The sequence below is a fragment of the Collinsella aerofaciens genome (genome assembly GCF_005844325.1).
GTDB lineage: Bacteria > Actinomycetota > Coriobacteriia > Coriobacteriales > Coriobacteriaceae > Collinsella > Collinsella aerofaciens_G.
Window position 1 is genome coordinate 25,217 of sequence record NZ_SPFY01000005.1, and the last position, 22,873, is coordinate 48,089.

Genomic DNA, 22,873 nt, shown 5'->3' on the forward strand with positions numbered 1-22,873 from the left:
TGCGGTGAAATAGGGACTGATTAAAGCTCTGAGACCGCCAAACAGTCCCTATTTCACCGCAACTTATGAAGGGGAATTTTGGACGCTGGGTATAATCGTCGTATTGCATTGAAATGTGGCGAAAGGAGTGGCAATGTCTCGGTATTGCGCCTCGTGCGGCAAGCTTCTTGCAGATAATGCCAAGTTCTGCACCTCGTGCGGTGCACCCGTTGAGCAAACAACCGCGAGCGATAGCCAGCCCGCTTTTGAGCAGACCGGCTCCCTTGATACGCCGCAAGCCAAGGCGGACGACCCCCTCGTCTATCGCCACGACCCCGCCGCAAGCCCTGCGGCCGTCGAGACCACGCAGCGCATACCCGTCGCGAGCGGCTCGCCCCAACAGGAGCCGGCTCCCGCATACACGCCCGCTTCGCCACAGACCCCCGCTCCCAAAAAGAGCGGCACCGGGCCGCTTATCGCCGTTATTGTTGTGCTGGTGGCGATCATCATCGCCCTGGTCGTTTTCTTTGTGATCAAGCCTTTCGACAACGCCGCCACGCAGACGACTGCCGAGGTAGCTAAGCTGCACCATGACGTCGACGACGATGACCTAAAGCCTCTCGGCGATCCCAACAGCCTGTACGACGATGACGACGATGACGACGAGGATGGCAGCGAAGCAACGCTCTCCGAGCAGAACCTCTACCGCCGACTGAGCGAATACTACGACTTGCTCGAAGACCTCGACAACTACGTCCGTGGCTGCGCGCAGAACTTCAACGGCAGCTATCTGGAAGAGGATCGAACCACCCGCCAAAATCTCGCCGACGTCGCCGAGCGCACAGAGGACACCATCGAGCAGTATTACGACATCGTCGAGGACCTGGACGTCCCGACGAGCTCCAAGAACTACAGCTCCTGGAAGGACATCATCGCCCTGTACGACGACCTGGATCACCGCATTGACGCAATCTGTGATGCCTGGGAGATCAGCCTGAAATACGCCAAGCCTGCGGACCACAAGAATGAGATCGTGGCGCCGCTGTCGCGCGACAACGTGGCGGGCACCAATGACAATAAGTACCGCCTAGACTTTGAGGAACGCTATCCCGGCGCCAAGCCTGTCGAGGTGAAGTAATCCCAACAACTGATCAAATCTTGCGGTGAAATAGGGATTAATTAGGCCTTTTGCCAGCAAAAACAGTCCCTATTTCACCGCAACTTAGAAGTGGGGCCGGGCGCGCATTTGCATTTGCGCGCCCGGCCCCGCCGCGTCTATATGTGCTCGGTTACTTGTCGGCGGCCTTCTTGGTGGTCGTCTTTTTTGCGGTCGTCTTCTTGGCGGCAGTTGCTTTCTTAGCCGTGGTCTTCTTTGCCGCCGTCGTCTTCTTTGCCGCGCTCGCCTTGGTCGTGGTCTTGCGGCCGCGGGCCGGCTTTTTCTCCTTGGTCGGGCAGTCCATGTTCACGCAGATGCGCCACGGACCGCGCGCCGTGTTGACCACCACGATGGGGGCGCCGCACTCGGGGCATGTCTCACCCGTCGCCTCGAGCTTACCGCGCGCCGGCAGAGGATAGCTCACGCCGCAGTCATCGTAGTTGGTGCAGCGGATAAAGCGCTTGCCGCTCTTCTCGCTCTTGTGCGCGATCAGGTCGCCATGGCGTCCGGCCTCGGCGCACACCTTGCACTCGCCCACCTTAAGGTCAGGCTCGTAGTTGGTGGGGCACGTGGGGTTCACGCAAATCTCGAAGGCCTTCTGGCGGAACGGCTGGCACTTAATGCGCGGCGCGCCGCACTCGGGGCACACGGCTGCCTCGCCCTCGAGCGGGCTTACCTTGACGCCGCTCGGCACCGGATAGGTCACATCGCAGTCGGGCCAGCCCATGCAGCCAATGAAGCTGCCACGGGTCTTGGCGCTCGTCTTCATAACCAGGTCCTTGCCGCACTTGGGGCAAGCGCCCACGCGCGCATCGGCCGTGACGGCGTCGCTGATGGCGTCGCCCAACTCCTGCGTGTGCTTGAGCAGCTCGTCGAGCACACCAGCCAGCAGCGCGCGCGAGTGCGTCACTACATGCTCTTCGGTATCCTCGCCGCGCTCCACACGGGTCATGTCGCCATCGAGCTCGCTGGTCATATCGGGGCTCGTGATGCGCGGGGCAAACTGCGTCAGTGCATCGATGATGGCGATGCCCAGCTGACTCGGCTCCACGGGATCGTTTTTGAGGTAGCGCACGGCGTACAGGCGCTCAATGATGCTCGCGCGCGTGGACTTGGTGCCCAGGCCGCGCTTTTCCATCTCCTGCACGAGCTTGCCCTGGCTGTAGCGCGCGGGCGGCTCGGTCTGCTTGGCCTCGAGTTTAATGTCGAACACGTCGACCGTATCGCCCTGCTCCAGCGGCGGCATCTGCTCGTCGCGCTTGAGTCCGTACGGGTACGCCTCGCGGAAACCCGGGGTCACGAGCACATCGCCCGAAGCCACGAACGGCTCACCGTTCACGTCGAGCTCGAGCTTAGTGTTTTCGATGGTCGCGGGACCCATAAGCGTCGCTAGGAAGCGGCGGGCGATGAGGTCGTAGAGCTTGCGTTGGCCGCCGTCGAGCGTGGACGGATCGCCCTCGCCCGTGGGATAGATAGGCGGGTGGTCGGTGGTCTCGACTTTGCCGCGCGTGGGCTTCATAGGGCCGGCGAGCACCTTTTTGCACACGGGCGCCAGCGCCGGGTTGATCTTTGCCAGGTCGCTCACCACGGCGCCCAGATCGAGCGTCGCGGGGTACACGGTGTTGTCGACACGCGGGTAGCTGATGAGGCCCGCCATGTAGAGGGACTCGGCGATGCGCATGGTACGCGCAGGCGAGATGCCCTCGGCTGCGGCGGCAGCCTGCAGCGAGGTGGTCGCAAACGGCGTGGGCGGCTGCTGCTTGCGCGAGCGCTTGGTCACCGCGGCGACGGTTGCCGTCTTGGCACCGTCAACGTGACCGTACGCCGTCTCAGCAGCATCCTTGTCGGTAAAGCGCGCCGTCTTGTGCGCGATCTTAAAGCGATCGTCCTCGGCAGCGCCTTGCGCGGCGCCCATGCCGCGAATCTGCCAATAGTCCTCGGGCACAAACGCCATGCGCTCGCGTTCGCGCTCGACCACCAGGGCAAGCGTCGGCGTCTGCACGCGGCCGGCGGAACGCACGTTGCCAAAGCCGCCAAACTTGGCGAGCGTCAGGTAGCGCGTGAGCACCGCACCCCAAATGAGGTCGATGTGCTGACGGCTCTCGCCGGCGTCGGCCAGGTTCTGGTCGAGCGAGACGAGGTTATCGAAGGCCTGCGTGATCTCGGCCTTGGTAAACGAAGAATACTGGGCGCGGGCGACCGGCAAGTCGGGCGCCACCTCGCGCACCTTGTTGAGGGCGTCCGAACCGATCAGCTCGCCCTCGCGATCGAAGTCCGTGGCAATGATGACGCTGTCGGACTTTTTGGCGAGGTTCTTAAGCGAGCGAATGAGCTCTTTCTCAGCCGGCAACTTAATGACGGGCGCCCAGGTGAGGTAAGGCAGACTCTCGAGCTTCCAGCCCTTAATGGAGATGCCATCGGCAAGGAACGGCTTACGCTTGGTGTCGTAAGGCGGACGCGCCAGGCCATCGGGCATGTCGGCCGGCAGTATCTCGCCGTCCTCGGTGACCGAATACCAGCCCAGCTTTTTATCGAACAGCACGCTGTCGCAAAAATCAGGCGCAAGGATGTGACCGGCAAGGCCGATCGTCACGCACTCCTCGCCCTTCCACTCAAAGCGGTAGATGGCGGTGTTGTACACCTTGTCCTTTTTGGGTTTGCCCGTGGACAGACGCTCGGCGATCTGACGCGCGGCGTCATTTTTCTCGGCGATGATGAGCTTCAAAAGAGGCTCCTATCTCGTGTCTCTGCGGCTACGCCCGCCCGTATGGCGGCCGATTTACGCCCTTGCTTGCTCGATCTGCCCGATGAGCCAATCGCACCAGGCATCCATGCCCTCGCCCTTGCGCGCGCTCACGGCAAACCGCGGCGCCTGCGGATTGAGGTCATCGAGTGTCTTAGTATACCTATCCATGTCAAAATCGAAAGCCGGAGCCACGTCAACCTTGTTGAGCAGCTGTGCGCCGGCGTGCTGGAAGATGCCCGGGTACTTGATAGGCTTGTCGTCGCCCTCGGGCACCGAGAGAATCATGATGGACAGGTTCTCGCCCAGGTCAAAGTCGACCGGGCAGACCAGGTTGCCCACGTTTTCGATAAAGATGACGTCGATGTTCTCCAGACCGACGGCCTGGTCGAACGCGTCAACGGCCTCCATGATCATGTTGCCCTCGAGGTGGCACAGGCCACCCGTGTTGATCTGGATGGCGGGCATGCCGGCTTCCTTCATGGTGATGGCGTCGACATCCGAGGCAATATCGCCCTCGATGACGGCACAGCGCAGGCCAGCCTTGTCGCGCAGGCGCTCGTTGGTGCCCAGGATCGTGGTGGTCTTGCCCGAACCGGGGCTCGACAGCACATTGATCACATAGGTGTTTGTCTCTTTAAATCGCTGTCGCAGCTGATCTGCCAGGCGCTCGTTGCGCGACAGGATCGGCGACGCGATATCAATCGTTTTCTCAGCCATACTCAGCGCTCCTTACTTTTGCCCCTTTATACCCCGTCCCCAGGTGGCTGATGGGCTAATCGTCGGGGGTTTCGATTTCGATACTTGCGATGTCGAGTTCGCGGCCGTGCAGCAGGCGCACGTTGGCGCCGCCACATTGGGGACAGCGGCAATGGAAGCGATCGTGCTCAAAGACCTCCCCGCAGTCCAGACACTCGCTTTGTGGATGGACTTCCTCCACGGCAAGCTCGCAGCCTCGCGTGAGCGAGTCCTCATCGCGAAATGTCTCCCACGCAAAGTCGAGCGCCTCGCGCACAACTTCGGTCATATCCCCGATACGCAGCGTTACCAAAACGGCGCGCGAGGCCCCCGCCCCACGCGCCGCGCGAATCACTGTATCGAGTATGCCGTTGACAATGCCAACCTCGTGCATACCGATTTACTCCTCGTCGTCCTCATCGTCCGAGAACAGGTCCAGACGGCTCACAAACAAGCCCTCCTTGCCCTCGCGCGCGGTAATGACCACGCGGGCAATGGCGAGCGAAATCTCGTAGAGCGAGAGCAGGGCACCATACATGAGGCCCAGCGTAACGGGCGAGCCGTCGGGCGTAATCACAGCCGAGCCCACAAGCAGGCCCACGTACACGTAGCGCCAGGCGCCGCGGAAGGCCGCGTAGGACACGATGTGGAAGACGGACAGGTAGAAGATGATAAGCGGCAGCTCAAACGCCACGCCAAAGCCGATCATAAAGAGCAGCTCCATGTTGACGTAGTTCTCCAGGTCGGGCAGCGCCGTGGCGACGGCCGAGGTCTCGCCGATAAGCCACTCAAAGCCCGCCGGGATGATGATGAAATAGCAGAAGATGGCGCCCAGGAAGAACAGCACCGTCGAGGCGAGCACCGTGGGCACGACCCATTTGCGCTCGTTGGGACGCAGTGCCGGCAGGAAAAATGCCAGAATCTGCCAGATGATCATGGGCGTGCACATGACCACGGCCATCTTGATGGCCAGCGAGAAGCGCAGGCCAAAGCCGCCGAGCGTGGTGGTGATGTAGAACTTACCGTCCGGCACAAAGGAGCGGATGGGGTCTTCCAGGATGTCGAGCACCACGGGCGTGGCGAAATACAGCACGATGGCGGCGGCAAACACCGACACGACCACGATAGTCAGGCGGCGACGGAGCTCTCCCAGGTGATCGAAGAGCGGCATGCGCGCAGGTCCGATAGGCATTACTCATCGCCTCCCTTCGAGGCGTCGGCGGCAGCGGCGTCGTCCTCGGCCTCGAGCTCGCGGGCGAGCTGGTCGACGACGGCCTTGCGCTTGCGGGGACGACGGGCGTAGAGGTCGGCCGTCGTGGGCTCTACCGGCTCGGGCTCGGGCTCCGGTTCTGCAGCAGGCTCGGGCTCGACGACAGGCTCGGCGGCAGCGGCAGGCTCGGCCTCGGCGGGCTCGGCGCCCTCGCCCTCAGCAGCAGCCTCGCTCGCGGCCTTCTCGGCAGCAAGGCGGGCACGGCGCTCGGCAAAGGTCTCCTTCTTGGCGGGCGCTGCCGCCTCGGCGGCATCCTCGTCCGCATCGGAATCGTCATCGACGGCAGCCTTCTTGGGCTTGACCGGAGCCGAAGCGGCCTCACTCACCGGATCGATAATCTCGGACTGAACAACGGCCGTCATCTTTTCCTGCGTCTCGCGGAACTGACGGATGGCACGGCCGATCGTGCGGCCCATCTGCGGGAGCTTATCCGGGCCAAACAGCAAAAAGCCGAAGACCACGATGATCGCGAGCTCACCCTCTCCAATACCAAACACACATACCTCCAAGGCTCGATGTGAGTCGAGCCCGCACCGCGCCATTCGGCCGGAACTCGTCTATTCATTCGGTCAAGTATAGCGCCCGGACGCCAAAACGTCCGAGCGCATCACAAACATATGCCAAACGGCACGCCCTTTTGGGGGCAAAGATTATGCAGCGGTGATCGAAATCTCCTGGTCGACACCCAACAGCTGAACCACGCGCATTACCGGGGGCTGCACATTGGTGCAGCTAAAACGCTTGCCGTGGTCGACCGCGTGGTGCGCGGCGCCCACGAGCACGCCAATGCCCGTTGAATCGATGTAGCTCACCTGGGCAAAATCGAGCTCAACGGCCTCAGTGGGCTGCTCGAGCGCCAGGTCGATGGCATTGCGCAGGCTATCGGCGTTAGAGATGTCGATCTCGCCGGTTACCTTAATGGTGTAGAGCTCTGGCGTGGGGTTGGTGGAAATACCCAAATCCATGTATATGCTCCTTTACGTATCGAAGGTGCGGATAGTACGGGAAGCCGCGCGTTAGGCGCGCTCGGCACGCGCGAGCTCGGCAGCGACAAGCTTAACGGCCAGCACCAGCACATCGAGCGCGGCCTCCAGGTCCTCGACCGTGGGATAGCTCGGCGCGATGCGGATGTTGGTATCGCGCGGGTCCTTGCCATAGGGCCAGGTAGCACCGGCCGGCGTGAGCTTGACGCCCAGGTCAGCACAAAGCGCAGCGACCTTTTGGGCCGAGCCCTCGGGACCATCAAAGCTCACAAAGTAGCCGCCGCGGGGATGCGTCCAAGTGGCGCAACCCGTATCGCCCAGGACCTCGGTGAGCTTGCGCTCAACGGCCTCAAAGCGCGGGCGCAAGAACTCGGCGTGCTTTTTCATGTGCTCCCTGACCGCCTCGATGGTGGGAAGGAAACGCACGTGGCGCAGCTGGTTGAGCTTGTCGGCGCTGATAAGGCCTGCCTTCAGGCGCTTGGAGAACTCGGCGATGACCGCGGGGCTCGCACCGATAAAGCCGATACCGGCGCCCGGGAAGGTGATCTTGGACGTCGAGGCGAAGGCCACCACGCGATCCTCGGTGCCCGCCGCGCGAGCGAGGTCGAAGATATTGGCGAGCTCGTCGGTCTCGTCGTACAGGTCGTGCACGCAGTAGGCGTTGTCCCAGAAGATGCGGAAATCGGGCGCGGCCGTGGGCATCTCGACCAGGCGACGCACGGTGTCCTCGCTAAAGGTAATGCCCGTGGGGTTGGAATACTTGGGCACGCACCAGATACCCTTGATGGAGTCGTCGGCGGCAACCAGGCGCTCGACCTCGTCCATGTCGGGGCCGTTGTCGGTCATCGCGACGGGGACGTTCTCGATACCCAGATCGGCGGTGATGCCAAAGTGGCGGTCGTAGCCGGGAACGGGGCACAGGAACTTGACCTTCTTGCCGTCGTGCGCGGCCTCATAAGCCTCCCAGGGCTCGCTGCCGCACGAGCCGCAACGCCAGAACATACCGGCAATATCGTGCTCGATCAGCAAGCTCGACGAACCCAGCACGAGCGTCTGCTCGGCGGGGCAACCCAGGAACTCCCCCGCCAGCTTGCGTGCCGAGGGAATGCCCTCAAAGCAGCCGTAGTTGGAGCAGTCGACATTGCCGTCGTGCAGATCGGCATCGGCATTGAGGATATCGAGCATGGGTCGAGAGATGTCCACCTGGGAGGGCGACGGCTTGCCGCGGGCCATGTCGAGCGCCAGGCCCTTGGCCTTGACCTCGGCGACCTCGGCTTTGAGCGCCTCGATGGCGGCATCGAGTTCGGTGGTTTCCATCTTCTGGTAGATCGTCTGCATGGGTGCGACCTTTCACGAAGCGGTACGTTGCAATTCTTCTAAGTATAGACCGCCACCGTCGCAACGTTATGAAGCCGTGATAGATTAAGTCCATCGCAATGAATTACGAATCGCCGCGCATGCCGGCATGAAGCGCCCAAGGAGGCACTATGGAGTACGGATCGTTCCAGGCCGAGGAATTCGGCGACCTGCAGCGCCTGGTCGACGGACTGTTTTATGACCGCCGCGCCATCGACCGCCTGGATCTCATCGTGCAGGCCGAGATCTTGGACCTCGCGCCCGACCTCATGGAAATCGTCAACCTTTTGCCGCCCGGCTACTACGACCGCCAATCGCTTTGCGACCAGCTCAACTCCGCCTTGGCCGCCCACGGCTGGGGCGCCGTCTACGGCACCGTGGAATAAACCTAGTCATTTAAGAACGTCCCCAATGACTAAAACGCCGCTTGTGACGGTGTTCACGGGCGGCGTTTTCAAACTTGTTTGTGCTTTTACTCGTTCTTGGGCGCGGGGTGTTTGCAGACCACACTCATGTAGATCATGCCGAGCACGGCCGCGGTGACCGAACCGGCAAGAATGGCAGCCTTGGCGGCAAGAACCTCAAACTCGGCCGTCGGGAAAGCGAGGCCGCTGATGAGGATCGACATCGTAAAGCCGATGCCGCCCAGAATGCCCACACCGGCGATCATGTGCCAGTTGACGTTGTGCGGCAGCTCGCAGGCCTTGAGCTTAACCAGGGCGAACGTCATGCCAAAGATGCCGATCGGCTTGCCCAGCAGCATGCCAAAGTACACGCCGAGCGTCACCGGGTCGGTGAGCAACGTGCTCATATCCACGCCCACCAGGCGAACCTGTGCGTTGACGAACGCGAAGATCGGCAGGATCACAAAGTTGACCGGCGTGGAAATCAGACGCTCCATGCGGATGAGCGGCGGGGTCACGCGGTGCATGACGCGCTCGACCTTAGTGGTCGAGACGGTAAAGTCATGCTGGCCCAGGATGTGCGCCTCGTCATCGTAGCGGTCGTCGAGCAACGGCAGGCATTCGCCCAGCCAATCGGTAAGGCTATCGAGCTTAACACCGCACTTGGCCGGAATGGTGAAGGCCAGGATGACGCCGGCGAGCGTGGCATGCACGCCGCTCTTGAACATGCAGAACCACAGCAGCAAGCCCAGCACCGAGTACGGGGCGAGGCGGTAGTGCTGCGTCTTGTTGAGCCACACGAGTGCGCAGGTCACAACCGCGGCGGCACCCAGCCAAAACGGATTGGGGCTCTGACCGTAGAAGATGGCGATGGCGGCGATAGAGATCAGGTCGTCGGCGATGGCGAGCGTCGAGAAGAACACGCGCACGCCGTTGGGCACGCGATTGCCCAAAAGCGACAGCACGCCCAGCGCAAAGGCAATATCGGTTGCCATGGGGATAGCCCAACCGTTGTGCGCGCCGGCATGGTTAAAGATGAGGTAGATGCACGCAGGAACGACGACGCCGCCCACGGCCGCCAGCATGGGAAGCATGGCCTGACGCGGGTTCTTGAGCTCGCCGACCGTCATCTCATACTTAAGCTCAATGCCCACGAGCAAAAAGAAAATCGCCATGAGGAAGTCGTTGACGAAAAGCTCAACGGTGAGACCGGCCGTAAGGTTGCCCAGGCCCACATACAGCGGGGTCTCCAAAAAGTGATGGATGGCCTCGTAGGCATCGGTGTTGGCACAGATAACGGCGGCGATGGCAGCGATCACCATGACGGCGGCGGAAATCGTGCCATTCTCGGCAATGCGCCCCCAAATGTCGTGACGCTCAAAACGCTTGCGTTCACGAACGTTAAACAGCTGCTCGGGTGCTGCCATGGGCGGCTCCTTTCACGGGAAGGTTCCCGTCTTAAAAAAGCACGGCCCGCCCAGATGGCGGCGCCGCGCTCCGACGTATTACGCTTGCATCTAGCCTACCCTGCGCGACAAGCGCGCGAGCGCGGCCGAAAAGCGGAACCACAGGTTGAACATTATTTGCTCAACGGCACAGGAGCCCCTGTCCAAGAAAAGACGCGGCTCCATGCACAAAAAACGACCGGACCGCGGGGCTTCCGCGATCCGGTCGTGGCGTTTGGTCAACTAAACCTAGCAGGCGGCCATGATGGGGGCAGCGACCTGCTTCTTACGGGAGAGGACGCCCGGCATCCAGACGCCGTCGTGCTCGTCGGCGATGCCCAGGCCCTTCTGAGCGGCCTCGGTCTCGCCCTCGAGCAGGACCTGCGAGCCCTCCTCCATGATGTCGGTAATGCACAGGACAATGCCGTCGGCACCCTTCTCGGCGGCGTAGGCGCGCATGGCCTCGCGGATCTCGTCGATCATGCCGAGCGCACGGCTCTTGTCGACGGTCTCGTACTGGCCGATGAGCAGCTTCTTGCCGGCGGGCTCGAACATCTTGATGTCGTTGCCGACCATCTCGGCTGCGGTGAAGGAGCCGGACGGACGGGTAAGGAAGACCTCCATGCCAAACTTGACCGGATCGACGCCCACCTGCTCGCCGAGCTTAGCAGCGACGGCGCGGTCGACATCGGTGGTGGTGGGGCTCTTGAGCATGAGCGTGTCGGTCATCATGGCCGAGAGCAGCAGCTTGGCCTGGACGTCGGAAAGCTCAACGCCGAGCACGTCGGCGAGCTTAGTGACGATGGTGCAGCTGGAGCCCCAGGGCAGGCAGATGTAGTGCAGCGGGCCGGCGGTCTCGAAGTCGCCGATGCGATGATGGTCGACGACGCCAAAGACCGTGGCGTCCTTAAGGCCGGCGACGGACTGGGCGGACTCGTTGTGGTCGGTGAGAACGACGAGCTGGCCGGCCTCGACGGACTCGATCACGCGGGGCTCGGCGATGCCGGCGTCGGCGAGCAGCTTGGCGGACTCAGCCGGAAGCTGACCAAGGGCGCAGGCCTCGTAGGTGTTGCCAGCATACTCAACCTGATTGAGCAGCTGGGACAGGACGACGGCGCTCATGATGGCGTCGTTATCGGGGTTCTGGTGACCAAAGACAAGAACGTTTGCCATGGATATCCTCCACTTGATATGTGTACTTGGACGTAGCTATGGTAGCACGCTGGCGCCGAGCCTTCTGAGACGGAAGGGCCGCGGCACAATTTGGGGCAAGTGCCGGGGCGAAGTCTGCCCCCTTGCACTATGTTGGCGCAAACTAACCTGTCCCCCTTGCACCAGCTATTTGCCGGCGGCGCGCAGGGCTACGTAGGCGGCACCGATGATGCCTGCGTCATTGCCGAGCGAAGCGACCTTAATGGGCGTCTCGCGCGAGGCAGAAAGCGCGTAGCGCTGGAAGTACTCGCGAGCCTTGTCGAGGTAGACATCGGCCGAGGCGGAGGCGCCGCCGCCGATCAGGAACATCTCGGGATCGACCACGTTGGCAATAAGCGCCAGGGCGCGGCCGAGATAGTCGGCCATGGTATCGGCCGCGGCCAGCGCGAGCTTGTCGCCCTCGCGGCAGGCCTGGAACACGTCCTTGGAATCGGAGGGGCCGGTGAGCTCGATGGGCTCGACGCCCGCTTTCTCGCACTCGGCAAGGTAGTTGCTCACCACGCCGGTGGCGCTGGAATACTGCTCCAGGTGGCCATGGCCGCCGCAGCCGCAGGTGCGCTCCTCAGCCGGGTTCAGGCACATGTGGCCAATCTCGCCGCCAGCACCCACAACGCCCGATACCACGTCGCCGTTGACGATAACGCCGCCGCCCACGCCGGTACCGATGGTGACCATCACCACGTTTTGCACGCCCTTGGCAGAACCGAGCCAGGCCTCGCCCATGGCGGCGGCGTTGGCGTCGTTCTCGTACTTTACGACCGCGTCGGGGCAGTGCTCCTGAATGGCAATCTTAAGCTCGGGCAGGTTGATGGAGATGTTCGCCTTGACCTTGGCATCGCCCGCAGCCGGAATGGGGCACGGAACGGCCAGGCCGATGCCCGCCACAAAGGCGCGCGGAATCTGAGCCTTGGCGACCACCTGGTCGATAGCCTCGGTTACCGCGGCAAAGCCCGCAGCGTCGACGATGGGAGGCGTGGGCACGCTGGCCTTGGCAAGCAGGTTGCCGTCCTCGTCGAACAGGCCCTCCTTAACCGAAGTGCCGCCGACGTCAATGCCGATGTAGTACTGCTTAGGTTCCATGAGAGCCCACCTTTCTCGTTTAAACATTGCCTGTATGGTACCGCTCTCAAGACAAAAACCCGCCAAAAAGGGACAGGTTTGTTTTGGCAGGTTTTATCTGGGGAAACGTCCGCCCGCTCAACGAGCAATGACGCTCAGCAACTCGCCAAACAAAAAGCGCCGGGAGAGGGAGACTCCCGGCGCCTGCAAAAGGGACTGGATTGTATGCGAACCGCACGATCCGTCGCGGCGAAAACGCCAGCTAGGCCTTGAGTGCCTGTAGCTGTTTGTGGACCTCAATGAGCTCCGTGGCCATGACGCGCATGGTCTCGGTGCCGGCCATCTGGTCCTCGGCGTGCAGCAGAATCAGCGGGGCCTCGCCGTTGCGCTCGCCATTGGCCTCCTTCTTAAGAAGTCCCATGTGAACATCGTGGCCGCCGTTATAGGCCTCGTCGCCCTGCTTAATGAGCTCCTCGGCGGCGTCGAAATCGCCCTCCTTGGCCTTCTGCACGGCGTTGATGTACATGCTCTTGGCGGTACCGACGTAGCTGATGATCTCGAAGCAGGTCATCTGCAGTTCGTTCATATCCTCCATGCGCTGCACCTAGCCCATCACGCTGACGCAGTGGTCGATGATGCCGGCGGCGTTCATGCGGCCATAGTCGACCATGTTGATGACCTCGACCGGGAAACGGCCGGCGGCCTCCTTCTCAAAGTCGCCCTTGGTGTAGCCGATCTGCGGGCCGAGCAGCAGGATGTCGCACTCGTCCAGGTGATCGTGGGCCTCATTCATAGGACGGGCTTCGACCTCGATGTCCAGACCACGGCTCGCGACCTCGGACTGCATCTTCTGGACCAGCAGACTCGTGGACATGCCGGCATTGCAGCAAAGCATGATCTTCTTCATGGTTTCCTCCTTATAACTGCGCGGCGCGCAGACGACAAACTGGATAAATCCTTGTGGTTATCTTTCCCCTGTTTTGCACGTTTAGGCAAAAAAGGAGATACGGGTACCGGTACCAAGCATCGGTACCCGCAAGGGTGGAATGGACAAACGCTAGGCGTTCTGCTCGGCGAGGGCCTCCTGCTTAGCAATGGCCTTCTCGGAGATCCTCATAAAGGGCAGGTAGACAGCCATGCCGATGACCAGCTCCAGAGCCTGCCACACGCCGGCGCGCCAGTCAAAGCCCGTAGCAAGCAGGGCGTTGATGACGGGCGGCATGGTCCAAGGCACCTGAGCGATGCAGGGGCTGATGATGCCAGCGCAGGTCAGGCCATAGGTGACACCGATGAACAGGTCGGGAAGAAGCACGAACGGAATCATGAGCGGCAGGTTGTACACGATGGGGTAACCGTAGATGACCGGCTCGTTGATGTTGAACAGGCCAGGCAGAATGGCCATCTTGGCAACGGTCTTGGAGGCCTTGTTCTTGGAGAACAGGAAGGTGTCGAGCAGCAGCATGAGGGTGCAGCCCGAGCCGCCGATGAGGGCGAAGCTGTTGACGATCTGCATGTTCATGTAGTGATCGGGCTGGATGGTACCGCCGGCGGCAAAGGTAGCCATGTTGTCGACGATGAGCATGGTCAGGATCGGCTCGACGGTAGCGCCCGAGATGGTGGACTGGTGAATACCAACGCAGAACAGCAGGTTGGCGAGGGTGTAGATGAGGATGACAGCCCACGGACCGGCGTTCATGATGCTCTTGAGCGGGTTGGAGATGCAGGTGGAGATGATGGTGCACAGGTCGGTGCCGGCGCAGACGGCGAGCAGGGCCGAGGCGATAGCGAAGATCGAGAGGTTGAGCAGCATTGGGATCATGACGTTGAAGGAGTTGGAGACCGCAGGAGGTACGCCCTCGCCCAGCTTGACCTTGAGCTTCTCGACGCCCGAGATCTTGATGAAGAGCGTCGTGGAGAGCAGGGCGATGATGATGGCCGAGAACAGGCCGTTGGTACCGGTGTTGGCGGTCGAAAGGGCACCGGTGACCTCGGCGGAGGTGATCTTGTCGGTGAGAAGCGGGCTCGTGGCGGCAAGGGTGGCGGTGATCTGCTGCGGCATCATGATGACGAAGGCAGAGATAGCGACAACCACGCAGGCAAGCGGGTTATCGAAACGCTCGTTCTTGGCGAGGCTGTAGCCAATCAGACCGGCCAGGATAATGGCGGACACGTTAAGGGTGCCCAGGGTGATTGCCGAGCCCCAGGTCTGGAGGTTGGCGAGGCCCGCCGCATCGAGCGGGAACAGAGGGAACACGACGTTGTTGATAAGAACCGCGATACCCGCAAGGATATAGAGCGGCGTGATGGTCGCGAAGGCATCGCGCAGGGAACGCAGATGAACCTGGTTTCCCACCTTCGCAGAGACCTCGGCAAATTTGTCGAGGAAGCTCTTTCCGTTGTCACTGGCCATGATTGCTCCTAACTTTCAAATCCGGCCTTTTCCTATGCGCACGGTGGTCTGTCGCCCTCTGCCACCAGATGTGCCAATGTTATTGCGCGTTTGCGCAGGGGCTGAGCGCCCGTTTTGGGGCTGAGCGCCCGATCGCTAATCCACCACGTGGGTCGTGGCGACCTGCTTGAGCCAAGCTGCCGATTTCTTAAGACGGCGCTGATAGCCGTCCATGAGGTCGACCTCGACAAAGCCATAACGGTTCTTGAAGGCATTTGCCCAGGACCAGTTGTCAATGACGGCCCAGTAGTGGTAGCCGCGGCACTTGGCCCCTTCGTCAATGGCCTTGGCGACCCACTCAAGGTGCTGGCGCACAAAGTCGACGCGATAGTCGTCCTGAATGGTTCCCTCGGCGTCACGATTCTTGTACTCGTCCATGATGCCGATGCCGTTCTCGGAGACGAACCACTCAAGATCGGGATAGTTCTTGGCGCAGTCCATGCCAAAGTCGTAGAGGCCCTTCGGGTAAATCTCCCAGCCGCGGCTCTTGTTCATGACGGCATCGGGCCACACGTACTCGTCGGCAAAGTGCGGCAGACCGTACTGGTCGATCTTGCTCGCCGGCGCCTGGACGCGCGTGGGATGGTAGTAGTTGCAGCCAAGCCAGTCAACGACGCCCTGCTTGAGGATCTCCTGGTCACCGGCGCGGAACGGAAGCTTGACGCCGCCCTCGGCCAGGCTGTCGAGCACGTCGGCGGGAAGCTCGCCCTTGGTGATAAGGTCGAGCCACCAGCGATTGTTGATGCCGCTGGTCATACGCACGGCCTCGAGGTCTGCCTCGCTGGGGTTCTCCTTGGTGTAGACCGGGGTGAAGCAGTTGATCATGCCGATCTTGGCATCGGCGCGAACGGCGCCCTTGTCATAGGCCTTGCGATAGTTGGCAACAGCCAGCGCGTGCGCCAGCGAAATGTGGTACTGCACGGTGCGAGCACGGTTGAAGTCGTGGAGCTGCGGGAACCACACGCCCTCCTGGTAGCGCTGCTCGGGCTCGACGATGGGCTCGTTAAAGGTAAACCAGTACTTGATCTCTTGACCGAACTCGCGGAAGGCGACGTCGGCGTAATGCGCGTAGGCCTCGACGACCTCGCGGCTCTCCCAACCGCCACGGTCAAAGAGATAGGTGGGCATATCGAAGTGGTAAAGGTTGACGAACGGCTCCAGGCCTGCCTCGCGGGAAGCGCGGAACAGCTCGTGGTACCACGCAGCACCCTCCTCGTTGAGGTTGCCGTCGGCATCGAGCAGGCGGCTCCACTGGATGGAGGTGCGATAGGTATCCAGGCCCAGGTCCTTCATGATGCGAAGGTCGTCCTTGTACTTGGCCATAAAGTCGTTACCGGCATAGGAACCCACGCGGTTATAGAACGAGCCCAGATCCTGCATGGACCAGGTGTCCCACAGGTTCTCGAGCTTGCCGCCCTGGTTCCACTGGCCCTCGGTCTGCGGACCGGACATGGCCGCGCCAAAGAAAAAGTCGCTGGGCAGCTGATACTGTGCCATCGAAGTCCTCGCTTTCGTGTCTTTGAGCCTCCGATTGGAGGCGGGTTTGCTTTGGCGGGTAATCCGGCGCGGGCGCGCACCGGTTATCCGGATATCCGACCCACCAAAACAAATCCGTCTCCAAGCGGTACAGGCGATGCTCATGCATCTCGCTTGTTATCTATAACTATAGCGCTCTAATTTTTTATGTAAAGCGTCTTTTTTGTTTTTCTTTCTCGAACTTCTTTGATTAAAGCCATATAGATGCTTTTATAGTAGGTATACTTTCTTTTACAGGCATTCATGTTAGAAAGGGGGTTCCATGATTCCCAAATATGAGTCAATAGCTGCGGATATTCGTCGCAGTATCGAGGATGGCGCCCTTAAGCCCGGCGACAAGCTACCCACTGTCGTTGAGTTCTGCGAGCTGTATGGCGTTTCCAAGATCACCGTCAAACGAGCAATTGAGCAAATTACCGAGGAAGGCTTGGTCACGAGCCGTCGCGGATCGGGCACCTACGTCAAGGACACCGCGGGGCTTCCCGGCAAAGCGTTTTTCCAAGGCAGAAACGACCGCGCGCAGGGCTTTACCTACGAGCATCGCGGTGAGAAGGTTGCCTCGGTGGTCTACGATTTCTCGATCGTCAATCCGCCGGCAGAGGTTGCCTCCCAGCTGGGAATGGCCGAAGACGACTTTGCCTATCACATCGTGCGCGTACGCGAGGTCGATGGCCTGCCCATCGTTATCGAGTACACCTATATGCCGCTCGAGCTGATCCCGGGCCTGAAGAAAAAGGACCTGTACGCGTCGGTCTACAGCTATATCCGCGAGCAATGCGGGCTTAAGATCTCGAGCTTCCACCGCACCATTCGTGCCGTGGCGGCAACCGAGGAAGAGGCCAAGCGCCTGAACACCAAGCCCGGCTCTCCCCTGCTCGAGCTCAACCAGATTGGCTTTTTGGACAGCGGCGCCGCGTTTGAGTACTCGATTTCGCGCAACGTGGGCGACCGCTTTGAGCTGCACAACGTAACGTTGGCTTAAGTTTGTAATCCGGCAGGCGCTCGCTTTGAGCCGTTTTTCGCGAGGTGCCTGCACAACCTGATGGGGGTATGCACATGTCCGATTTGATTAAACTCACGCCGATCTTCCACGAGAAGATTTGGGGCGGCCGCCAGCTGGAGACCGTCTTTGGCTATGACATTCCCGAGGGTCCCATCGGTGAGTGCTGGGCCATCTCGGCGCACCCCAACGGCGATTGCCAGATTGCCGAGGGTCCGTACGCCGGCCACACGCTGTCGTGGCTGTGGGCCGAGCATCGCGAGCTCTTTGGCAACTGCGAGGGCAAGGAGTTCCCGCTGCTCATTAAGATTCTGGACGCCAAGGACGACCTGTCGATCCAGATCCACCCCAACGACGAGTACGCCGCCGAGCATGAGAACGGTAGCCTGGGCAAGACCGAGTGCTGGTACGTGCTGGATTGCGAGCCCGGCGCCACGATCATCGTCGGCCAGCGCGCACATGACCGTGCCGAGGCCGCGCAGATGATCGAAGAGGGTCGCTGGGACGACATGCTCAACGTGCTGCCGATCCACAAGGGCGACTTTTTCCAAATCGACTCCGGCACCGTTCACGCCATCAAGACCGGCACGCTGATTCTGGAGACGCAGCAGTCGAGCGACGTGACGTATCGCCTGTACGACTACGACCGTCCCGGCACCGACGGCAAACTGCGCCCGCTGCACATTGAGCAGAGCCTGGACTGTATCAACTTTAACGCGCAGGCCCCGACCGACGGCACCGTGACCGCACCCGAAGTCAATGGCGTGACCGAGCTCGAGTCCAACCCCTGCTACACCGTCGACCGCGTTCGCGTGGACGGCAGCAAGACCCTCGACCAGCGCTGGCCTTTCATGTGCCTGTCAGTCATCGACGGCGAAGGCACCATCTGCGGCGACCCCGTCCACAAGGGAAGCCACCTGCTGGCCCCGAGCACCGTCAGCTCCATCGACCTCGAAGGCAAGATGGAACTGATCATCAGCCACCTCTAGTTCGCACCAACAACCCAAACGCAACAAGGGGCTCCCCCGTTCACCAACGGGGGAGCCCCTTGTCCATATATATCAGCCCACCCGGCTCTCCAGACCAAAAAGCGAACGAGCAAAGCAACGCTCGTCTAGCAACGTTACCCAAGGACCTGGGCGGGCGTATAGGGCAACATCGATCGCGAGTTCCGCACGCAAAGGAGGCCACTTAATGTGGCCTCCGTCTTGCGCAGGACTGCCCGAGCAGGCGATGTTGCCCTATACGCCCGCCCAGGTCCGCCGGGATCACTGCAGCTTGACGATTGGCGCAAAACCTTTCATCAGCTTTTTGGTCTGGCCGGTCTTTTCGAATTGAACCTCGATCATGTCTCCGGCGACCGAGATCACGGTACCCGTACCAAAGGTCTTGTGGCTCACGGTATCGCCCGCGGCAAAGTCCTGCGATGCGCTGGCGCGATCGACCTTGCGCTCCACCGTCGGCGACACCTTGGACGACGGCTTTTTGGCTCGCGGCGCGCCCGAACCAAAGGTCGAGGCAACACGGCCGGCATCGGGCGAGACCCCACGATGGCGTTCGGCCCCGTAGCTGCTGCCGCCAAAGAAATCGTCAAAGCTCGATCCGCCGCGCGAACCGGAACCGCCGGTCGAGCGCGTATGCGAGCCGAACACCTTGCCGCCATACATATCCGAGCCCATGCCCGAGCCAAAGGTGCCGTGACGGTCGCCGCGCTTCTCCCAGCCCGTGCCTTCAAAGCCGGCAGAACCGATACCGCTAAACTCGATATCCTCAAACGGAATCTCGTTGAGGAAGCGCGAACGCGGGTTGGCAGAGGTCGAGCCGTAGGTGCGACGCGTGGCCGCATAGGTCAAGAACAGGCGCTTACGGGCGCGCGTGATGGCGACGTAGGCCAGGCGACGCTCCTCCTCGAGCTTACCCGGGTCATCGCTGCCGCCAAAGTCGTGCACGTGCGGGAAGATACCCTCCTCCATGCCGGCCACGAACACCGCCGGGAACTCCAGGCCCTTGGCGGAGTGGATGGTCATCATGGTAATGGCATGCGTCTCGCCGGCTAGGGAATCCAAGTCGGAGCGCAGGGCCAGCCACTCCATGAGCGCCGGCAGCGCCTTACAGGTGAGCGGACCGTAGGTGCGCTCGATCTCGTCGGCATGCACGGCACCCGCCGGCATCTCCGTCGACGCGGCATATGCGTTGCCCGCGATGGCGGCGGCCAGAGCATCCTGCGGCGAGAGCGCCGGGGCGGCTAGGCTATCGAGCGGATTGGAACCTGCGGCATCGCGCGCGCCGACCAGCGCCTCAAACGAGGACGCGGGCGCGGACGGTCCCGGCTCGGGCGCAGGCGCGCTCACCACAACGGGCTCGGGCTCAGCGTCGGCAGGCACATCGGCAACGCCAGCCGCGCGCAGCTCTTCCAAGCTCTCAAGCGTACCCTCGATATCCTCGTGTGTCTCTTCAAATTCGGCCGCAACGCCCAGGAATTCCTGGATGTTCTCGGCGCGGCTCTCGGACTCCATGGTGCCCTCGGCGCGGAATGCCTGCAGCAGGCCCGTCTTGTCGACAATCATCTCGACGACGTCCTTGAGCTCGCCATCCATGCGACGGCCCTCGCGCACCAGCGACACAAAGCTCGACAGGCCATTGCGCACCTTGGCGCTAAACATGCCGGTTTCGGCGCACGCGATCTCACAAGCCTGGAAGAACGAGCAACGGTTGTCGCGCGCCAGCTGTTCGATCTTTTGGATCGAGGTGGAACCGATGCCGCGGCGCGGTGTGTTGATGACGCGCTTGACGCTCATCTCGTCGGCCGGGTTCACGATCATCTTGAGGTAAGCCATGACGTCGCGGATCTCGGCGCGGTCGAAGAATCGCGTGCCACCCACGATCTTGTAGGGCACGCCCGCACGCAGGAACATATCTTCGAGAATACGCGACTGGGCGTTGGTACGATAGAACACGGCGATATCGTCGTAGCTCGTGCCCTTGGAGTGCAGCTTCTCGATCTCGCCGGCAATCCAGCGGCCCTCGTCGCGCTCGTCGCTCGCCTGGAAGGCCTGGATCTTCTCGCCATCGCCCTCGGCCGTAAACAGGCGCTTGTCCTTGCGCTGCGAGTTATGGCGCACCACGGCGTTGGCGGCACTCAGGATATGACCAGTAGAGCGGTAGTTCTGCTCCAGCTTAACGGTCTTGCAGTCTTTAAAGTCCTTCTCAAAGTCCAGGATATTGGTGATGTCGGCACCACGCCAGCTATAAATGGACTGGTCGTCGTCGCCCACGACCATGAGGTTTTGGTACTTGGCGGCCAGCAGGTTGGCGATCTCGTACTGGACGTGGTTGGTGTCCTGATACTCGTCGACGCTAATGTAGCGGAAGCGCTCTTGGTACTTATCGAGCACCTCGGGGCGGGTGCGCAGCAGCTCGAGCGTGCGCACGAGCAGGTCATCAAAGTCCATCGCATTGGCAGCGCGTAGGCGGCGCTCCAGCTCCAAGTAGACCTGCGCGGCCTTTTTGTCGTTGGGGCTATCGGCACTCTTGAGCATGTCCTCGGGGCCGATCATGGCGTTTTTGGCCGAGCTGATCTTGCTGCGGATCATGTTGATGGGGAACTGCTTTTGCTCAATGCCGAGCGCCTGCATAATGTCACGCACCATGCGCTTTGAGTCATCGTCGTCGTAGATGGTGAACTGACCGGTGTAGCCCAGCAGGTCGGCGTCCTCGCGCAGCATGCGCACACACATGGCATGGAAGGTGCACACCCACATGCCGCGGGTACCGCTGGGAATGAGCGCCGCCAAACGCTCGCGCATCTCGGCCGCGGCCTTGTTGGTAAACGTAATGGCAAGAACCTGCCAAGGCTTAACGCCCAGGTCGCCGAGCATATGTGCGATGCGGAAGGTCAGGACGCGGGTCTTGCCCGAGCCGGCGCCGGCGAGCACCAGCAACGGGCCCTCGGTGGTCAGAACCGCCTCGCGCTGGGCGGGATTCAGGCTGTCGATGTCGACGAGCGGCTTGGCGGGTTTGGGTGCCAGCGCAGGAGCGTCGTAGATGTCGAGCGGGACGAGCTCGGGCTCCGGCGCTGCAGGGGCGGTGTATGCATCGAGCGGCACGGGTTCCGGCGCGGGCGGCACGGATACCGTGGCGTTCTTTTCCCAGGGCAAGGGCTGGGTCATGGGCGACTCCTCATCTGACGGACGGCGCGCCTGCGGGCGGCGCCATAGTTTGAGCCGTACCAGTATACCGAGCCGCGCGGACACCGACGCAAATCACACCACGACTCCGTGCGCCACCGTCAGGCCCACCCCAGCGGATTAGGCGCAATGGGGTCAGATTTGTCTGCACCAAGCTGGTGCAAAGTAACCTGACCCCATTGCGCCAATCACAGAGCCACCGATGTCACGGTAGCAGCAGCGAGCGGCGGCCAGAGCGAACAAATTGGCATGAAAAGAGGGCGGCATAGACCTTTTGGTCATGCCGCCCTCTTTGAATGACAAGTTGTCGCTCTGGCCGCCGCGCAGCGTCAACCAAGTTACAGGCCGAGCATAGGCTCCAGAACGAAGAAGTATGCGAGCACTACGACGCCCAGGATGATGCGGTAAACACCGAAGCACTTGAAGTCGTGACGGCGGACGAAGCCCATGAGCCACTTGATGGCGATGAGCGAAACCACAAAGGCCACAACGCAGCCCACGCCCAAGATAGCGACCTCGTTGGCGCCGAACGTGCCGCCCTTGATGAAGTATTTGACCAGCTTGAGTGCACTCGCGCCAAACATGACAGGGATGGCCAGGAAGAACGTAAACTTGGACGCCACCGAACGCGTACAGCCCAAAAGCAGGCCGCCGATGATGGTAGAACCGGAGCGAGACGTACCAGGCACCAGCGAAAGCACCTGGAAGCAGCCGATACCCAGCGCAGTCTTCCAGCTCAGGTCCTCGAGCGTGGCGATGGAGCCAAAGTCCAGATTCTCGTCATCGTCCTCATCCTCAGCGGTAGCCGCGGCGGGCGCCGCAAAGTGCGCACCGGCGGGACGTCCACCCGACACCACAGCACGCGAGCCAAACGAACCGGCAACGGCCATTTCCTCGCGCTTGCTCGCGCGCCAGTTCTCGATCACGATAAACAGCACGCCGTACACAATGAGCGCCAGCGCCACGACGGGAGCATTGTAGAAATGCTCCTCCATCCAGTCGTTAAGCGGCAGACCGATCGCCGCGGCGGGAATGCAGCCGAGCACAATCTTGCCCCACAGCACCCAGGTGTCGCGACGGCCCTCCTTGCCCTTGCTGGGCGAGAACGGATTGAGCTCATGGAAGAACAGCACACAGACGGCCAGAATGGCGCCGAGCTGAATCACGACCAGGAACATATTCCAGAACGTCTCGCTCACGTTCATCTTGACGAACTCGTCCACCAAGATCATGTGACCGGTCGACGAAACAGGCAGCCATTCGGTGATGCCCTCGACCAGGCCCATGAAGGCAGATTTTAGAAGCTCGATAATATCCAAAGGGACCCCCTCGTTAGACACCCGCCGATATTGTTCT

The 22,873-nt window shown here is 61.4% G+C and carries 20 protein-coding genes; 4 read left to right on the forward strand and 16 right to left on the reverse strand.

The window, feature by feature from the left end:
- Positions 1-133: 133 nt before the first annotated feature.
- A complete protein-coding gene (locus tag FGQ61_RS02895; RefSeq protein WP_138374516.1) occupies positions 134-1,117 on the forward strand; it encodes a zinc-ribbon domain-containing protein in 984 nt (327 codons plus the stop codon).
- 151 nt (positions 1,118-1,268) lie between these two features.
- Here the strand turns inward: FGQ61_RS02895 and FGQ61_RS02900 are convergent, their stop codons facing one another.
- From FGQ61_RS02900 to FGQ61_RS02930, 7 genes are all read right to left on the reverse strand, one after another.
- Positions 1,269-3,860 carry a DNA topoisomerase I gene (locus FGQ61_RS02900; protein ID WP_138374517.1) on the reverse strand — a complete coding sequence of 864 codons (2,592 nt, stop codon included), beginning with the start codon at positions 3,858-3,860 and terminating at the stop codon, positions 1,269-1,271.
- A 54-nt stretch (positions 3,861-3,914) separates the two neighbouring features.
- Positions 3,915-4,598, reverse strand: coding sequence for a hydrogenase nickel incorporation protein HypB (gene hypB, locus FGQ61_RS02905; RefSeq protein ID WP_138374518.1), 684 nt, complete (start codon positions 4,596-4,598; stop codon positions 3,915-3,917).
- A gap of 55 nt (positions 4,599-4,653) precedes the next feature.
- Positions 4,654-5,010 carry a hydrogenase maturation nickel metallochaperone HypA gene (gene hypA / locus FGQ61_RS02910; protein ID WP_117817250.1) on the reverse strand — a complete coding sequence of 119 codons (357 nt, stop codon included), beginning with the start codon at positions 5,008-5,010 and terminating at the stop codon, positions 4,654-4,656.
- 6 nt (positions 5,011-5,016) lie between these two features.
- Complete coding sequence (gene tatC, locus FGQ61_RS02915) at positions 5,017-5,808, reverse strand: twin-arginine translocase subunit TatC (protein WP_022093860.1); 792 nt, start codon at positions 5,806-5,808, stop codon at positions 5,017-5,019.
- Positions 5,808-6,383 carry a twin-arginine translocase TatA/TatE family subunit gene (locus FGQ61_RS02920; RefSeq protein ID WP_171021487.1) on the reverse strand — a complete coding sequence of 192 codons (576 nt, stop codon included), beginning with the start codon at positions 6,381-6,383 and terminating at the stop codon, positions 5,808-5,810. The genes tatC and FGQ61_RS02920 overlap by 1 nt, the downstream gene beginning before the upstream one ends.
- Before the next feature lie 153 nt (positions 6,384-6,536).
- Positions 6,537-6,851, reverse strand: a complete 315-nt coding sequence (locus FGQ61_RS02925; RefSeq protein ID WP_035137695.1) for an STAS domain-containing protein — start codon at positions 6,849-6,851, stop codon at positions 6,537-6,539.
- A gap of 51 nt (positions 6,852-6,902) precedes the next feature.
- Positions 6,903-8,207 carry an aspartate aminotransferase type Ic gene (locus FGQ61_RS02930; protein ID WP_138374520.1) on the reverse strand — a complete coding sequence of 435 codons (1,305 nt, stop codon included), beginning with the start codon at positions 8,205-8,207 and terminating at the stop codon, positions 6,903-6,905.
- Between the two features lie 149 nt (positions 8,208-8,356).
- Between FGQ61_RS02930 and FGQ61_RS02935 the strand changes: the two genes are divergently transcribed.
- The gene (locus tag FGQ61_RS02935; RefSeq protein ID WP_040359778.1) at positions 8,357-8,611 is read left to right on the forward strand and encodes a hypothetical protein; all 255 of its coding nucleotides are present in this window, start codon (positions 8,357-8,359) and stop codon (positions 8,609-8,611) included.
- A gap of 86 nt (positions 8,612-8,697) precedes the next feature.
- Here the strand turns inward: FGQ61_RS02935 and nhaA are convergent, their stop codons facing one another.
- The 7 genes from nhaA to FGQ61_RS02970 form a co-directional block, all read right to left on the reverse strand.
- Complete coding sequence (nhaA, locus tag FGQ61_RS02940; RefSeq protein WP_138374521.1) at positions 8,698-10,056, reverse strand: Na+/H+ antiporter NhaA; 1,359 nt, start codon at positions 10,054-10,056, stop codon at positions 8,698-8,700.
- Positions 10,057-10,323: 267 nt separating this feature from the next.
- On the reverse strand, positions 10,324-11,247 hold the full coding sequence (locus FGQ61_RS02945) for a manganese-dependent inorganic pyrophosphatase (protein ID WP_117646235.1): 924 nt from the start codon (positions 11,245-11,247) through the stop codon (positions 10,324-10,326).
- A 165-nt stretch (positions 11,248-11,412) separates the two neighbouring features.
- Positions 11,413-12,366, reverse strand: coding sequence for an ROK family protein (locus FGQ61_RS02950; protein WP_229025879.1), 954 nt, complete (start codon positions 12,364-12,366; stop codon positions 11,413-11,415).
- 241 nt (positions 12,367-12,607) lie between these two features.
- A complete protein-coding gene (locus tag FGQ61_RS02955; protein WP_199407153.1) occupies positions 12,608-12,940 on the reverse strand; it encodes a PTS sugar transporter subunit IIA in 333 nt (110 codons plus the stop codon).
- 9 nt (positions 12,941-12,949) lie between these two features.
- A complete protein-coding gene (locus FGQ61_RS02960) occupies positions 12,950-13,252 on the reverse strand; it encodes a PTS sugar transporter subunit IIB (RefSeq protein ID WP_117735519.1) in 303 nt (100 codons plus the stop codon).
- Positions 13,253-13,402: 150 nt separating this feature from the next.
- Positions 13,403-14,755: a PTS sugar transporter subunit IIC gene (locus tag FGQ61_RS02965; RefSeq protein ID WP_138113361.1), complete on the reverse strand. Its 1,353-nt coding sequence runs from the start codon at positions 14,753-14,755 to the stop codon at positions 13,403-13,405.
- A 135-nt stretch (positions 14,756-14,890) separates the two neighbouring features.
- The gene (locus FGQ61_RS02970) at positions 14,891-16,291 is read right to left on the reverse strand and encodes a glycoside hydrolase family 1 protein (RefSeq protein ID WP_138113363.1); all 1,401 of its coding nucleotides are present in this window, start codon (positions 16,289-16,291) and stop codon (positions 14,891-14,893) included.
- Between the two features lie 301 nt (positions 16,292-16,592).
- On the opposite strand from FGQ61_RS02970, the gene FGQ61_RS02975 reads away from it, so the two are divergent.
- Positions 16,593-17,312: a GntR family transcriptional regulator gene (locus tag FGQ61_RS02975; RefSeq protein ID WP_138374523.1), complete on the forward strand. Its 720-nt coding sequence runs from the start codon at positions 16,593-16,595 to the stop codon at positions 17,310-17,312.
- 74 nt (positions 17,313-17,386) lie between these two features.
- The gene (locus FGQ61_RS02980) at positions 17,387-18,319 is read left to right on the forward strand and encodes a type I phosphomannose isomerase catalytic subunit (protein WP_411160854.1); all 933 of its coding nucleotides are present in this window, start codon (positions 17,387-17,389) and stop codon (positions 18,317-18,319) included.
- A gap of 279 nt (positions 18,320-18,598) precedes the next feature.
- Here the strand turns inward: FGQ61_RS02980 and FGQ61_RS02985 are convergent, their stop codons facing one another.
- Positions 18,599-21,499: an ATP-dependent helicase gene (locus FGQ61_RS02985; protein WP_138374525.1), complete on the reverse strand. Its 2,901-nt coding sequence runs from the start codon at positions 21,497-21,499 to the stop codon at positions 18,599-18,601.
- Positions 21,500-21,855: 356 nt separating this feature from the next.
- Complete coding sequence (locus FGQ61_RS02990) at positions 21,856-22,836, reverse strand: undecaprenyl-diphosphate phosphatase (protein ID WP_117746102.1); 981 nt, start codon at positions 22,834-22,836, stop codon at positions 21,856-21,858.
- Between the last annotated feature and the right edge of the window lie 37 nt (positions 22,837-22,873).

Bases quoted from the DNA above. Each gene is read 5' to 3' on its own strand.
- FGQ61_RS02895 (WP_138374516.1), top strand. From the start codon at position 134: ATGTCTCGGTATTGCGCCTCGTGCGGCAAGCTTCTTGCAGATAATGCC.
- hypB (WP_138374518.1), bottom strand. From the start codon at position 4,598: ATGGCTGAGAAAACGATTGATATCGCGTCGCCGATCCTGTCGCGCAAC.
- hypA (WP_117817250.1), bottom strand. From the start codon at position 5,010: ATGCACGAGGTTGGCATTGTCAACGGCATACTCGATACAGTGATTCGC.
- tatC (WP_022093860.1), bottom strand. From the start codon at position 5,808: ATGCCTATCGGACCTGCGCGCATGCCGCTCTTCGATCACCTGGGAGAG.
- FGQ61_RS02925 (WP_035137695.1), bottom strand. From the start codon at position 6,851: ATGGATTTGGGTATTTCCACCAACCCCACGCCAGAGCTCTACACCATT.
- FGQ61_RS02930 (WP_138374520.1), bottom strand. From the start codon at position 8,207: ATGCAGACGATCTACCAGAAGATGGAAACCACCGAACTCGATGCCGCC.
- FGQ61_RS02935 (WP_040359778.1), top strand. From the start codon at position 8,357: ATGGAGTACGGATCGTTCCAGGCCGAGGAATTCGGCGACCTGCAGCGC.
- nhaA (WP_138374521.1), bottom strand. From the start codon at position 10,056: ATGGCAGCACCCGAGCAGCTGTTTAACGTTCGTGAACGCAAGCGTTTT.
- FGQ61_RS02945 (WP_117646235.1), bottom strand. From the start codon at position 11,247: ATGGCAAACGTTCTTGTCTTTGGTCACCAGAACCCCGATAACGACGCC.
- FGQ61_RS02950 (WP_229025879.1), bottom strand. From the start codon at position 12,366: ATGGAACCTAAGCAGTACTACATCGGCATTGACGTCGGCGGCACTTCG.
- FGQ61_RS02955 (WP_199407153.1), bottom strand. From the start codon at position 12,940: ATGGAGGATATGAACGAACTGCAGATGACCTGCTTCGAGATCATCAGC.
- FGQ61_RS02960 (WP_117735519.1), bottom strand. From the start codon at position 13,252: ATGAAGAAGATCATGCTTTGCTGCAATGCCGGCATGTCCACGAGTCTG.
- FGQ61_RS02965 (WP_138113361.1), bottom strand. From the start codon at position 14,755: ATGGCCAGTGACAACGGAAAGAGCTTCCTCGACAAATTTGCCGAGGTC.
- FGQ61_RS02970 (WP_138113363.1), bottom strand. From the start codon at position 16,291: ATGGCACAGTATCAGCTGCCCAGCGACTTTTTCTTTGGCGCGGCCATG.
- FGQ61_RS02975 (WP_138374523.1), top strand. From the start codon at position 16,593: ATGATTCCCAAATATGAGTCAATAGCTGCGGATATTCGTCGCAGTATC.
- FGQ61_RS02980 (WP_411160854.1), top strand. From the start codon at position 17,387: ATGTCCGATTTGATTAAACTCACGCCGATCTTCCACGAGAAGATTTGG.
- FGQ61_RS02985 (WP_138374525.1), bottom strand. From the start codon at position 21,499: ATGACCCAGCCCTTGCCCTGGGAAAAGAACGCCACGGTATCCGTGCCG.